At 69.7% G+C, this 12,992-nt stretch carries 10 protein-coding genes; 6 read left to right on the forward strand and 4 right to left on the reverse strand.

The features are described from left to right. The first annotated feature begins 224 nt into the window (after positions 1-224). The 6 genes from QR77_RS03815 to QR77_RS03840 all read left to right on the forward strand — a co-directional run bounded on the left by QR77_RS03815 (position 225) and on the right by QR77_RS03840 (position 6,087). Positions 225-854 carry an alpha-ketoglutarate-dependent dioxygenase AlkB gene (locus QR77_RS03815; RefSeq protein WP_040019673.1) on the forward strand — a complete coding sequence of 210 codons (630 nt, stop codon included), beginning with the start codon at positions 225-227 and terminating at the stop codon, positions 852-854. 94 nt (positions 855-948) lie between these two features. After that, positions 949-2,229 (forward strand): PP2C family protein-serine/threonine phosphatase, encoded by a 1,281-nt coding sequence (locus QR77_RS03820; protein WP_052488513.1) that lies wholly within the window; start codon positions 949-951, stop codon positions 2,227-2,229. Beyond that, on the forward strand, positions 2,226-2,651 hold the full coding sequence (locus QR77_RS03825; RefSeq protein WP_040019675.1) for a GNAT family N-acetyltransferase: 426 nt from the start codon (positions 2,226-2,228) through the stop codon (positions 2,649-2,651). Before QR77_RS03820 ends, QR77_RS03825 begins: the two co-directional genes overlap by 4 nt. Before the next feature lie 223 nt (positions 2,652-2,874). Continuing rightward, on the forward strand, positions 2,875-4,266 hold the full coding sequence (locus QR77_RS03830; RefSeq protein ID WP_040019676.1) for a hemolysin family protein: 1,392 nt from the start codon (positions 2,875-2,877) through the stop codon (positions 4,264-4,266). After that, positions 4,263-5,276 (forward strand): hemolysin family protein, encoded by a 1,014-nt coding sequence (locus QR77_RS03835; protein ID WP_040019677.1) that lies wholly within the window; start codon positions 4,263-4,265, stop codon positions 5,274-5,276. The genes QR77_RS03830 and QR77_RS03835 overlap by 4 nt, the downstream gene beginning before the upstream one ends. 28 nt (positions 5,277-5,304) lie before the next feature. Beyond that, positions 5,305-6,087, forward strand: a complete 783-nt coding sequence (locus tag QR77_RS03840; protein WP_040019678.1) for an SGNH/GDSL hydrolase family protein — start codon at positions 5,305-5,307, stop codon at positions 6,085-6,087. 55 nt (positions 6,088-6,142) lie between these two features. On the opposite strand, the gene QR77_RS03845 is transcribed toward QR77_RS03840, so the two are convergent. The 4 genes from QR77_RS03845 to QR77_RS03860 form a co-directional block, all read right to left on the reverse strand. Beyond that, the gene (locus tag QR77_RS03845; RefSeq protein ID WP_052489527.1) at positions 6,143-8,560 is read right to left on the reverse strand and encodes an endonuclease/exonuclease/phosphatase family protein; all 2,418 of its coding nucleotides are present in this window, start codon (positions 8,558-8,560) and stop codon (positions 6,143-6,145) included. Between the two features lie 455 nt (positions 8,561-9,015). Continuing rightward, entirely contained in the window at positions 9,016-10,218 is a 1,203-nt protein-coding gene (locus QR77_RS03850; RefSeq protein WP_173476269.1) for a cytochrome P450, read from the reverse strand. Between the two features lie 25 nt (positions 10,219-10,243). Beyond that, positions 10,244-11,299 carry an NADP-dependent oxidoreductase gene (locus QR77_RS03855; RefSeq protein WP_040019680.1) on the reverse strand — a complete coding sequence of 352 codons (1,056 nt, stop codon included), beginning with the start codon at positions 11,297-11,299 and terminating at the stop codon, positions 10,244-10,246. Beyond that, the gene (locus QR77_RS03860) at positions 11,296-12,984 is read right to left on the reverse strand and encodes an NAD(P)/FAD-dependent oxidoreductase (RefSeq protein WP_040027255.1); all 1,689 of its coding nucleotides are present in this window, start codon (positions 12,982-12,984) and stop codon (positions 11,296-11,298) included. The genes QR77_RS03855 and QR77_RS03860 overlap by 4 nt, the downstream gene beginning before the upstream one ends. Positions 12,985-12,992 lie beyond the last annotated feature (8 nt).

Here is a 12,992-nt window from a genome sequence, read left to right on the forward strand (position 1 = left end):
GGCGCCCGGGGAGTTCCGGGCGAGGGCCGCGGGCTGGCTGGCGCCGGTCCTGGACGGTACGTGGGACGCGGCGGCGTTCCGTGCGGGGGTGGAGGCGGAGAGCGCGTGAGGGCGATGCGGGGCCGACCGCTTCTGTGCGGGTCGGCCCCGCTGCCCTCCGTGTCACCGCGGCCCACCGACCACTATGTCCGCATCCGAAATGCTTGCGTGGTTAAGCTGCATATATGGATGCGTATCTCCAGGGCTCGCTCTTCGACCAGAGCGATGACATAAGCCCCGGTCCGCTGCGCGACGTAGACCGGACGCAGCTCGGGGACGGCGCCTGGATCGACCTGCTGCCCGGCTGGCTGAGGGGCGCGGACGCGCTGTTCGCGCGCCTCGCCGCCGAGGTCCCCTGGCAGGCCGAGCGCCGGCGGATGTACGAGCAGGTGGTGGAGGTCCCCCGGCTGCTCTCCTTCTACCGCGCCGACGACCCGCTGCCGCACCCGGCGCTGTCCGAGGCCAGGGACGCGCTCTGCGCGTACTACGCGACCGAGCTGGGCGAACCGTTCACCACGGCCGGGCTCTGCTATTACCGCGACGGCCGGGACAGCGTGGCCTGGCACGGCGACCGGACCGGTCGCGGCAGGAGCGAGGACACCATGGTCGCCATCCTGTCCGTGGGGGCGCCCCGGGATCTGCTGCTCCGCCCGCGCGGTGGTGGCGGGCGTACCGTACGGCGGCCGCTCGGACACGGCGATCTCATCGTGATGGGCGGTTCCTGCCAGCGGACCTGGGAACACGCGATCCCCAAGACCGCGCGGGCGGCCGGGCCCCGAATCAGCGTTCAGTTCCGGCCCAGCGGCGTGAGCTGAAGCGACGGGCCGCTCCGTCCAGCGGTCTCCGGCCCCGGTCCGACCGCCATGGCACCCGGGAACACCACCCGACGAGTGGGGGTATACAGGATATATGCGGCTTCCGCACCGTTCCTCATCATTCAGCTTCCCGCCCGTCCCGGGTGGGAAGCTGATCCTGGTACCCCTGCTGCTGGTCGTGGCGGTCCCGGTCATCGACATCTGGCTGCCGCCGAACCTGCACATCGCACCGCTGCTGGTGATCGCGCCCACCTTCTCCACCGTGTTCGCGGGCCCCCGGCTCGCGGCGTCCATCGGCGCCCTGGCGGTGCTTGCGCAGGTCGTCGCCGGACTGGAGCGGCACACCCTGAGCGACGAGCGGGTCACCCTGGAAGTCGTGGCCCTGGTGATCGTCTCCGTACTCGCCACACTCTTCTGCTGGCTGCGGGACCAGCGGGCAGCGCAGTTGGAGAGAGAACACCTGATCTCCGAGACGGCGCAGTCGGCGGTGCTGCGCCCGCTGCCGCCCCGGGCGGGGCCGCTGCGCATCGCCACGGAGTACCACCCGTCGGAGCCCGACACGCGGGTGAGCGGTGACCTGTTCGCCGTAGCCAGGACCGCGCACTCGACCCGGCTGCTCATCGGGGACGTACGCGGTAAGGGGCTCGCCTCGATCAGCCGTACCTCGATCATGCTCGGCGCCTTCCGGGCGGCGGCGCACCGGCAGTCGCCCCTGCCGGAGCTGGCCGCCTATCTGGAGGGCAGCGTCCACTGGGGCCTGGCCGAGCTGTCCCTGACCGAGGAGGACGTCGCGGAGTGCTTCGTCACCGCGGTGGTGGCGGACATACCGGACGACGACCCGATCGTGAATCTGGTCTGCATGGGACATCCGCCACCGCTGCTGCTTCATGACGGCGCCGCGGTCCCGCTGGAAATTCGCCGTCCCGCGCCGCCCCTGGGGCTGGGCACGCTCGGTGACGCGTCCTACGCCCCTGAGACCTTCCCCTTCGGCCCGGGCGACCAGTTGCTCCTGTACACCGACGGGGTGACGGAGGCCCGCGACGAGGACGGCGTCTTCTACCCGCTCTCCGAGCGGGCGACACTGGCGGGCCTGGCCGCCGGCGGCCCGGCCGGCGGTCCTGAGGAACTGCTCAAGCACCTCACCAGGGATCTGCTGTCGTACGTCGGCGGCTCGCTGGGCGACGACATGGCCATGATCGCCACCATGCGGGACCCGCGGGACCTGCTCGGCCGGTCGCCCTCGCGCGAGGCCGCCGCGGGCGATACGGACGGCGGAACGGAAGCCGGAACGGACGGCGGATCCGGGGGCGGCGAAACCGGGGGCGGCGAAACCCGCTCGCCCAACTCGTCGCGCTCTGCTTGGCTCGTTCCATGACCGATCTGCACATCCGCTGTGCCACCCTCGCGGACGTCGACGACGTGCTGCGGTTCTGGCGCGAGGCGGCGGAGGGAACAAGCATCAGCGACGACCACGACGGAGTGACCCGGCTCGTCACCCGCGACTCCGAGGCCCTGATCCTCGCGGAGCGCGACGGCCGCCTCACGGGGACCGTGATAGCCGGCTTCGACGGATGGCGATGCTCCGCCTACCGGCTCGCCGTTCACCCGGACTGCCGCCGGCAGGGGATCGCCACGGCCCTGCTGGACGCGGCGGAGCAGCGCTTCAGCAGCCTGGGCGGGCGGCGGGTCGACGCGATGGTGCTCAACCGCAACGAGCAGGCGCACCACGCCTGGCACGCCGCCGGGTACGCGCCGGAGCCGCAGTGGAGTCGCTGGGTGAAACATCTCGGGGGCTGATCCCGGGGCTGCTCCGTGGTGCCAGGGCCGGGAGCACCCCGTTTTACCGACCCTTTACCATGGAGGATCATTCACCCCGGCCCGAAAGGTGTGAGAGTCCACCAATGGGTGACCCTCCCGACAGTGATCCAACCGACTGTGATCCAGCAGACCGTGGCCCGGCCGCCGACCGACCTCGTGCGCGTCTCCGGCCTGGGACCGATCATGGGACGGAGGTGAACCGATGATCGAAGTGCTCCTGCTGCTCGTGGCGCTCCTGCTCGCGCTCGCCTGCGGTGCCTTCGTCGCCGCCGAGTTCTCCCTCACGACCGTCGAGCGCGGTGATCTGGAACGGGCCGCCGAGCGCGGGGAGCGGGGTGCGGCCGGCGCCCTGAAGGCCGTACGGAGCCTCACCTTCCAGCTCTCCGGCGCGCAGCTCGGCATCACCGTCACCAACCTGGTCGTCGGCATGATCTCCGAACCGTCGGTCTCCAAGCTGCTCCGGGGGCCGATCGAGGACATCGGGCTCTCCGGCTCCGTGGCGTCCTCGCTCGCCCTGGTGGTCGGTACGGCCCTGTCGACCGTGGTCCTGATGGTCGTCGGTGAACTCGTCCCGAAGAACTGGGCGATCTCCTCACCGGTGGCCGTCGCCAAGGTCGTGGCGACGCCGCAGCGGTACTTCACCGCCGCCTTCCGCCCGTTCATCGGCCACCTCAACAACACGGCGAACCGCATCGTGCGCGCCTTCGGCCTGGAGCCCACCGAGGAGCTGGCCTCGGCCCGCAGCCCCCAGGAGCTGGTCGCCCTCGCCAGGCACTCGGCGAAGGAAGGCGCGCTGGAGGCGGACACGGCGGAGCTGTTCGTACGGACGCTGAGCCTGGCGGCGCTGACCGCCGAGAACGTGATGACACCCCGGGTGCAGGTGGTGGCGCTGGACCTGCGGGCAACGGCCGAGGACGTCGCCAACGCCACCCGCGCCACCGGTCTCTCCCGCTTCCCGGTCTACCGGGGCAGCCTCGACTCGGTCGTCGGCACCGCCCACATCAAGGACGTGCTGGCGGTCCCCGCCGAGCGCAGGAACGAGTACCCGGTCACCGAGCTGCTGCGCGAGCCTCTCCTCGTACCGGAGACGCTCACCGTCGACAAGCTCCTCGACCGGCTCTCCGGCGGCTCCACGATGGCCGTCGTCATCGACGAGTACGGCGGGACCGCCGGTGTGGTGACGCTGGAGGACATCGTCGAGGAGGTCGTCGGCGAGGTACGGGACGAGCACGACCCGCACGAGACACCCGACCTGGTCCGGGTGGGCGAGGACGCGCGGGGACGGGCGATCTGGTCCGCCGACGGCGCGGCGCGCGCCGACCAGTTGCGGACCATCGGGCTGTGGCTGCCCGAAGGGCCGTACGAGACGCTCGCCGGCCTGGCCGCCACCGAGCTGGGCCGTATCCCGGCTGAGGGCGACCAGGTCGAGGTGGCCGGCTGGCAGCTCGACGTGACGGACGCCTCGGGCCGGCGCGCCGCGCGCCTGCTGCTGCACGCGCCGCCCGCCTCGGCCGGGGACGACACCACCGAAGGACGCGGCGCGGCGCACTCGGGCGGCTCGCACCGCCCGCACCCGGAAGAGGACGGCCGATGACCGCGATCCAACTGCTCGTCGGACTGCTGACGCTGGTCGTCAACGCGTTCTTCGTGGCCGCCGAGTTCTCGCTGATCTCGGTGCGCAGGAGCCAGATCGAACCGGCCGCCGAGGCCGGTGACCGGCGCGCCCGCAGTGTCGTCTGGGGCCTCGAACATGTGGCGGCGCTGCTGGCGGCGGCGCAGCTCGGCATCACGCTGTGCACGCTGGTGCTCGGTATCGTCGCCGAGCCCGCCATCGCGCATCTGCTGGAGCCGCTCTTCGACGGCATCGGCGTGGCTCACGGTCTCGTCCATCCGATCTCGTTCGTCATCTCGCTCGTCCTGGCGACCTATCTGCACATGCTGCTGGGCGAGATGGTCCCGAAGAACATCGCCCTCGCGGGACCGGCCAGGACGGCGCTGCTGCTGGGGCCTCCGCTGGTGGCACTGTCGCGCGGCCTGCGCCCGGTGATCTTCACCATCAACGCCTTCGCCAACCTGCTGCTGAAACTGCTGCGGGTGGAGACCAGGAGCGAGGTGGCGGCCACGTTCTCCGACGACGAGCTGGCGAGGCTCGTCACGGACGCGGGCCATGCCGGGCTGCTCGACGACCGGGCGACCGAGCGGCTGCACGACGCGCTCGAACTGGGCCGGCGTCCGGTGCGCGACGTGGTGCTGCCGCTGGAGCAGGTGGTGTCGACCCGGATCGGGACCACCCCCGAGGAGCTGGAGCGGCTGTCCGCCGAGTCGCGTTTCTCGCGCTTCCCCGTGGTGGACTCCTCCCGGCACATCCTCGGCTACCTCCATGTGAAGGACGCGCTGGACGCGATGCCGCGCGATCTGCCGTTCGCCGTGTCGGCGATGCGCGCCGTGGCGCGGGTACGGGCGACCACGCCCATGGACGACGTCCTCACCGCGATGCGCCGCAGCCGTACGCATCTGGCGGCCGTGCTGGACGAGGACGGCAAGCTGGAGGGGCTGGTCACGATGGAGGACGTGCTGCGCGAACTGGTGGGCAGACACGCATAACTTACCTGGCGGTAGTATCGCTCTCGCCATGGAGATAAATGCTCGATACACCAGTCTTGTCACCCTCGGCGACTCCTTCACCGAGGGCATGTCCGACCTGCTGCCCGACGGCTCCTACCGGGGCTGGGCCGATCTGCTCGCCGCCCGCCTCGCCGCGCAGAATCCGGGGTTCCGGTACGCGAATCTCGCCGTGCGCGGCAAGCTCATCGGCCAGATAGTCGAGGAGCAGGTCGACCTTGCCGCCGCGATGTCGGCGGATGTGGTGACCCTCGTCGGCGGGCTGAACGACACCCTGCGCCCCAAGGTCGACATGGGCCGGGTGCGCGGGCTGCTCGAAGAGGCGGTGGAGAAGCTCGCGCCGTCCTGCGGACAGCTCGTACTGATGCGCAGCCCCGGGCGCGACGGTCCGGTGATGGAGCGCATCCGGCCCCGCATCGAGGAGCTGTTCGCCTTCATCGACGTACTGGCCGAGAAGCACGGCGCGCTGGTCGTCGACCTGTACGGGGTACCGGCGCTCGCCGACCAGCGGATGTGGGACGTGGACCGGCTGCACCTGATCCCGGAGGGCCACCGCAGGGTCGCCGAGGCCGTCTGGCAGGCGCTCGGCCTCGCCGCCGAGGACGACTGGCGTACGGCACTGCCGCCGACGGCGCCCGTACGGTGGGCGATGCGGCGCGGCAGCGACGTACGGTTCGCGCGGCAGTATCTGGGGCCCTGGATCATGCGCAGGCTCACCGGGCGCTCGACGGGCGACGGCCGGATGCCGAAGAGGCCCGAGCTGCTGCCGTACGAGCCGGCGGTCCAGGACTGACGGCCGAAGGGCGGGACTCCCGGAGGAGCCCCGCCCCTGCGAAGGACCGGAGGTCCTACGGCTTCAGCCGGACGATCTGCGGGTCGTGGTCGCTGGTCTGGTTCGCGAACTCCGCGTTGATGTGCACCACGTCGTAGTCGGCGTTCTTCGCGAGGCGCGGGCTGACCATGATGTGGTCGAGCACCTGCGAGTTCCCCTCGTAGACGTAGGAGTAACGCTCCTTCACCGGCAGCTCGTTGACCAGGTCCGTGAGGTCCTTGCCGTTGCCGGTGAGGCCGAGCGCCGCGGGGGAGAACTGGTAGTCGTTGAGGTCGCCCAGGACCACCACCGCGGCCTTGGAGTCCTTCGCCTCGATCTGCTTGACGAAGTCGTTCTCCAGGATCGCCTGGCGGTTGCGCTGCACCTCGGAGCTGCGGACCGGCGGCTGGAAGGTGCTGTCGAGCGCCTGGTCGCCGCCCTTGCTGTTGAAGTGGTTGGCGATCACGAACAGCGTCTTGCCCCGGAAGGTGAACTGACCCGCCAGCGGCTTACGGCTGTTGTTCCAGGCCGGGTCGTTCGGCGCGATCCGCCCGGGTGAGGCGCTCAGCGCCGTCCTGCCGCCGCTGCCGGTGACGGTGATACCGGTGGTGGCGTCGCCGCCCTTGATGTCCGTGAAGCCGACCCGCGCGGGGTTGTACAGGAACGCCTGGCGGATGTTGCCGCCCGGCTCGCCGCCGTCCTTGTCGTTCACCGGGTCGATCTCGCGCCACGAGTAGCGCGGTCCGCCCGCCTTCGCTATCGCGTCGGTGAGCTTCGTCAGCGTCTGGTCCGCGGCGACGGTGCCGTCGTCGGTGGCGCCGTTGTTGTCCTGGATCTCCTCCAGCGCGACGACGTCGGGCGACCGCAGGTTGTCCACCAGGCCCTCGGCGAGCGCCGTGAACTTCGACTGCGGGTTGTTCGGGGCCAGGTTCTCCACGTTGTACGTGGCGACCGTGGCCTGGTCACCGGACGCCTTCGCGGTGACCTCGGGCTTGATGCCGCCGCTCTTGACGGTGCCGATGGTGCGCGCCGCGATCGTGTACGTACCCGCGAACTGGTTGTAGTCCAGCGGGCCGGCGGTGGTGCCGCGCAGTGTGTCGCCGACGTTCGCCACCGGGAACGGCTGGGTGGCGGTCGGGATGAGCGACTGCACCATCAGGCGGCCGGAGTTCTGCTCGTCGTACCCCGTGTACAGGGTGCCGCCGCGCTTGGTCGGGTTCTGCTCCGGCTTGACGGTTACCCACATCTCGCCGTACTCGTCGGAGGCGCCCACGACGGGGCTGCTGCCGATCTGGACGTTCATGCCCTCGAGGGAGGCGTAGCGGTCCAGGCCGTACGCGTCGGGCCGCAGCGGCAGGTTCGCGATGGAGCCGCCGCCCGCGCTCGGCACGAAGGCGTCCGGCACACCGCGGTCGTTCAGGACGACAGGAGCGGGCAGCTTGTTGCCGCTGGAGGCCACCGTGACCGCGGCCTTGGTGAGCTCCGTGGTGGACTGGATGCCGGACGACTGACCGCCGGGGTAGTACTCCTGGACCGTGGCGGAGAGCGACACGCTGTCGCCGACCTTCACGGTGGGCGCGGTGGAGCCGGTGAAGACGAGGACGCCCTCGCTCGTACGGGGGTTGTCGTCCGCCTTGGGGTCCTGCACCCAGAAGCCCTGCGAGGAGCCGTAGGCCCGGACGCCGGTGACGATGCCGGTGACGTCCTTGACCGCCTTGCCGTTCAGCGGGGAGGTACGGGTGTCGCCCTGGATGTCGTGGATCTTCGCGTCCACGGCCCCCGGCGGGTCGGTGGGCGGGTCGGTCGGGGGGTCGGTGGGCGGATCGGTCGGGGGGGTGCCGCCCGTGCCACCCGAGTTCTGCGGGGTGGGGGCACCCGCGGTGAAGTCCGCCGCGTTGTCGTCGGTGTCGGCCGACGAGGCGGCGCGGCTCACCGAGGCGGTGTTGCTCGCTCCGGCGGCCGGGCCGCTGCCCTCGCGCACCAGCGCGGTGCCGAAGCCGACCAGGTCCTTGACCCGCTTGTCCGCCAGGCAGTCGGCAGCGGTCACGCAGGTGAGCGGATCGGTACCGGAGACGAGCGCCACCGTGCCGGTGGTGCCGGACATGTTGATGGCGCCGGTCACGTCGGGGGTGGGCAGCGCGGTGGTGCCGCCGGTGCCCGCCGCCTCCTGCACCAGGTAGCGGCCGCCGCCGGCCACGGAGCCGGTGAGCGCCGTCGCCTGCCACTTCGACGCCGGGGTGGGGGCACCCGGCAGGTACTGGACGCTGTACGCGCTCAGGTCGAACGAGCCCTGGCCAGCGTTGGCCAGCTCGACGAAGTCGTTGCTGAGCACGGAGCCGGAGTTGCCGCCGCCGCCGTACACCTCGGCGATCACGGCGTCGGCGGACGGGGCCGCCACCGCGGAGTTGATGCCGAAGCCGACGGCGGCCAGGGCGACAGCGCCCGCGACTCCCATCGGCAGGAGGCGGGTGCGTGTGTGCGGCCGGCCGGAGAGGGCGGGCGGCACAGAGGTGGGTCTGGTCTCGAAGGGATGCGACACCGGAGGGTTTCTCCTTCTACGGGGCGACGGGACGGATCAGCGCTGAGACGCAGCGACCCTCCGGCAGCCCGGAAGCCCGTGCCGGGGCTGAGCTGGGGGTGACGACCCGTTCGGTACGGATGCCGAACGGGTCGTCAAGCAGGGTCGAACGACGCACGACTCGCCACAAGATACGCGCGTAGATATGAGTACAGGAGGGGTTCCAGGTGAACTCCGGATGGCGCCCGACGGGTATCGCCCCCTATGGGAGCCATTGGCCGGCTGTTCCCGCCCCCGGGAGATTCTCGGATGGGGGGGGCGGGCAGGCGGGTGTCCAGGTCCGGGCGAGCGTGACGTCATTCACTCAGGGCTGACGTCACGCCCTTCGCCCTTCACCAGGTGACCGGCAGCTCGTGGAGGCCGTTCACCATGGTCCGCGTCTTCCAGCGCAACTCGTCCTCGGGGACGCCCAGTTTGAGGCCGGGCATGTCCTCCAGCAGGACTTCCAGGGCCACCTGCAGTTCCACACGCGCCAGATGGGCACCGATGCAGTAGTGCGAGCCGTGTCCGAAGCTGAGGTGGGGGTTGGTGGCCCTGTCGAGGACAAGCTCGTCGGGATCGTCGAACACCGCCGGATCCCGGTTGGCGGCCGCCGTGTCGACCAGGACCGGATCGCCCGCGCGGACGACGACTCCGCCCAGCTCGATGTCCTCGGTGGTGTACCGGGGGAAGGCGAACCCGTTGGGCAGCGGCACGTACCGCAGCAGCTCCTCCACCGCGCGGGGAACCGTCTCGGGCCGGTCGAGCAGCAGGGAGAAACGATCGGGACGCGCCAGCAGCAGGTAGCACGAGTTGGAGATCTGGTTGAAGGTCGTCACGAACCCCGCGCTGATGAGAACGGGAGTGAGGGCCATCAGCTCCTCCATGGTGATGCGCCCCTCCTCGTCGTGCGCCCGTACCAGGGCGCTGAAGAGGTCGTCGCCCGGCTCCTGGCGGCGCAGCTCCACCAGGTCGGCCGTATAGGCGGCGAACTTCTTGTTCCACAGATGGAAGTCGTCGGCCGTCACGGTGTGGGACATCATCACGTCCAGCCAGTGCCGGACACCGAGGTGGCCGTCCTGATCCACTCCGAGCAGCTCGCCGATCACGGTGATGGCGAGAGGGAAGGCGAACCGGTCTCCCAGGTCCGCCGGGGCTCCCGACCGCACCATGCGGTCCAGCAGATCCCTGGCGATCTCCCGTACGCGGTCGCGCAGCCGCTCGATACTCCGCGCGGTGAAGGCTTTCGCCACGGTGCCGCGCAGACGGGTGTGGTCCGGACCGTCCGTGGAGAGCAGGCCGCCCCCGCTGACCGCCACCGGCCTGACGCGCGGCCGGTCGCCCCCGAGTGCCGCGGCCATGCTGAACCGGTGGTCGCTCAGCACCGCTTTCGCGTCGGCGTACCGGGTGATCAGCCAGGCGTCCTCGCCGTACGGCATCCGTACGCGCGCCAGTGGCCGTTGCCGCAACTCGGCGTAGACGGGATGGAGTTCCAGTTTCTCGGGCTGCTCGAAGGGATACGCGAGCGGCTCCTGCTGGTGAGACACCCTCAACATCTGCCTTTCCGGGGAGGACGGGGGATCAAAGGTGTACGAGAACCTTGCCGCGGTTGGCCGCGCTGTCCGTGTACAAGCTGCGGTACGCCTCGGGAATGGAGTCGAAGCCATGCCGGACTGTTTCGTGGTATTTGATCTCGTCGCGGCGGACCATTCCACCCAGGTCGTCATGCATCGCGGCCAGGGTCCGGTCGTCGTACCACTCCTCCGCGAAGATTCCGCGGACGGTCGTACGGGGGAACATGATGAAGGGAAGGAGCCGCGGCCCCGTGTGGTCGCCCGCGATCTGGGTGGCCCACTGCCAGCAAATGGCCACCTGGCTGCCCACGTTCAGCATGGTGAACACGGCATCGGTGATCGCCCCGCCCAGGTTGTCGAAGTACTTGTCGACGCCGCCCGGAGCCGCTGCCCGTAGTGCCTCGCGGACCTTTTCCGGGTCGTCGCCGTGGCGGTAGTGGATGACGTCGTCGAAACCGAGTGCGGCGAGATGGGCGGCCTTCCGCGGTGAGCTGGTGGTGCCGATCACGCGGGCGCCGGCGCGCTTGGCCAACTGGCCGGCCAATGAGCCGACGGAGCCGGAAGCGCCGCTGATGACGAACGTGTCACCGGGTCGCACGGTGAAGAAGCGGGTCAGCGTGCCCCAGGCGGTCAGTCCCGGTGGGCCCATGACGCCGAGTGCGGTCGAGAGCGGCAGGGCTTCGTCGTAGTGCCGCGGATCCAGTTTCCGGAAGGCCGGGAACGGGACGGGGAATTCGCCGTGTTCCCATCGCCATCCCGCACCGGTGGTGACCACATGGCTGCGCCAGCCGCCGTATCCCTGCAACAGGTCCCCGACCGCGAAGGATGAGCGTGGTCCGGCCGCGATCACTTCCAGGATGCTGTGGGCGACCATGTGTTCGCCGAGGGGCGTTTCGAGGGCGAGCCCTTGCAGGTAGGGGTCCAGCGACACGTAGAGGGTTTTGAGGAGCATCTCGTCTTCCTTGAGCGAGATGTCCACCTCTTCGACAACTTTTTCGTAGATCCGGTCGACGTCGGGAATACCCGGGACGTGCTCGCGCACGATCCACTTCTCGATCTTCATTCATGCTCCGTGACGGTGAGGGTCGGTGCGGTCGGGGAAGCGGACAGATACCGGCCGACCGGGATGACGATCTGCGTGGGCGGCGGCTGTGTCAGGTCGACGTCGGCGGTGAACTCCACGCCGTCGTCACGGCAGATGAACTGCAGGACATGGCGGCCGGCGGCGGCTGCCCGGATGAGGCCGCCGATGGTGGCCCAGACGCCGGAGAGGTAGAAGTTCTCCAGTCCCGGCACCACCGGGCCGTTCTTGTTCATCTCCTTCTCCACCGTCTCCGCGCTCTCGGCGAACGGCAGCCAGCCGGCGATGGATCCGTCGTAGTTCGCGGTATAGCGGACCTGGGTGAGGGGCGTTCCGATGTCGCGTGCCACGACCGATTTCGCGAGCCCGGGGAACTTCCGGTCCAGGAATTCCGTGACGGCTCGTGTCACCTCGCGCTTGGCCGCGTAGTACGCCCGTCCGCGGCTCACCGCCAGGGTGTGGAGTTCCTCTCCCCCGTGCACGCGGCTGCGCTGTTCCGGTCCTTCGCTCAGGTCTCGCCACACGCCGGTGTCCGAGAAGTAGCTGACAAAGACGACACCGGTCCCCCGCGGCGAGAGTTCCGGGTAGTGGATGCTGCGGAACTGCACGTTCATATTGGGATTGGCCATGCCGACGAACGCGGTTGCCTCGTCCTCGCCGAGCAGGTACGTGGTGCAGGGGTCGCCCTCGGGAAAGGGGCGGTCCAGCCCCAGGAACAGACTCACGTAACCGGGGTAGATCATCCCCGGTTCGTCGATGGTCCTCGTGTAGAGGCGCTCGTACGTGTCGTTGAGGTACCGGCCTCCCAGGAGCTTCATCATGGTGGTGTGACCGTCGCAGGCCGAGACCACGATGTCGGCACGGAATGTCCGTCCGTCGCTCAGCCGGACGCCGACGGCGCGGTTGTTCTCGACGAGTACCTCTTCGACCTTGGCGTTGTAGGTGACCTTCCCGCCGAGCCGCAGATAGCGCTGCTCGACCGACCTGGACAGGCCCAGTGATCCTCCTTCCGGGACGCCTGCCGTCCCGTTGGCGTGCGACGCCAGTTGGAAGTAGAAGGGCAGCACGGGGAAGGCGGGATGGTACTCGTAGAGAATGTGGTTGAAGGCGTCGCGGAGCAGTGGGTCGGAGAACTTCGCGGAGTAGTCCGTCATCAAGGTGGTCATCGATTTGCGGATCACGTTGGCGTACGGGAGGAAGGCGGCGAGCATGCGCAAGCGCTCGAACCGCCCCATGAGTCCCACCGGTTTGAGGAATGGGTAGGCCGCCATGCATGCCTTGAACTTCCGCAGGGCACCGCAGAATTCTCTGATCGGCTTCGCGTCGGCGGGTGAGAGGCCGAGCAGGTGCGCTTCGAGGCGGTCCGGATCGGAGTAGAAGTACACCGCTCGACCGTCGCGGGCGCGCACGACGTTGAAGACGTCGAAGTTGCGCATCTGCTTGCCTTGCAGCGCGCCGAGTTCGAGCCAGATCTGGTGCATCTCGTCGCCGGGGCCTGAGCCGAGCAGCCAACTGACGCACCAGTCGAAGGTGAAGTCGCCCTTGTCCCAGGCGGTGCAGCAGCCACCGGGGATCTCGTGCATCTCGAAGATCTGGCTCCGGTAGCCGTTCATCTGCGCGTAGCAGCCGGTGGACAGGCCGCCGAGCCCGCCACCGATGACGATCATGGTCTGCC

It is taken from the genome of Streptomyces sp. 150FB, from assembly GCF_000818195.1.
In the GTDB taxonomy this organism is placed as follows: domain Bacteria; phylum Actinomycetota; class Actinomycetes; order Streptomycetales; family Streptomycetaceae; genus Streptomyces.

Coding starts and splice junctions, on each gene's coding strand:
- QR77_RS03815 (WP_040019673.1), top strand. CDS start 225: ATGGATGCGTATCTCCAGGGCTCGCTCTTCGACCAGAGCGATGACATA.
- QR77_RS03820 (WP_052488513.1), top strand. CDS start 949: ATGCGGCTTCCGCACCGTTCCTCATCATTCAGCTTCCCGCCCGTCCCG.
- QR77_RS03825 (WP_040019675.1), top strand. CDS start 2,226: ATGACCGATCTGCACATCCGCTGTGCCACCCTCGCGGACGTCGACGAC.
- QR77_RS03830 (WP_040019676.1), top strand. CDS start 2,875: ATGATCGAAGTGCTCCTGCTGCTCGTGGCGCTCCTGCTCGCGCTCGCC.
- QR77_RS03835 (WP_040019677.1), top strand. CDS start 4,263: ATGACCGCGATCCAACTGCTCGTCGGACTGCTGACGCTGGTCGTCAAC.
- QR77_RS03840 (WP_040019678.1), top strand. CDS start 5,305: ATGGAGATAAATGCTCGATACACCAGTCTTGTCACCCTCGGCGACTCC.
- QR77_RS03845 (WP_052489527.1), bottom strand. CDS start 8,560: ATGGGAGTCGCGGGCGCTGTCGCCCTGGCCGCCGTCGGCTTCGGCATC.
- QR77_RS03850 (WP_173476269.1), bottom strand. CDS start 10,218: ATGTTGAGGGTGTCTCACCAGCAGGAGCCGCTCGCGTATCCCTTCGAG.
- QR77_RS03855 (WP_040019680.1), bottom strand. CDS start 11,299: ATGAAGATCGAGAAGTGGATCGTGCGCGAGCACGTCCCGGGTATTCCC.
- QR77_RS03860 (WP_040027255.1), bottom strand. CDS start 12,984: ATGATCGTCATCGGTGGCGGGCTCGGCGGCCTGTCCACCGGCTGCTAC.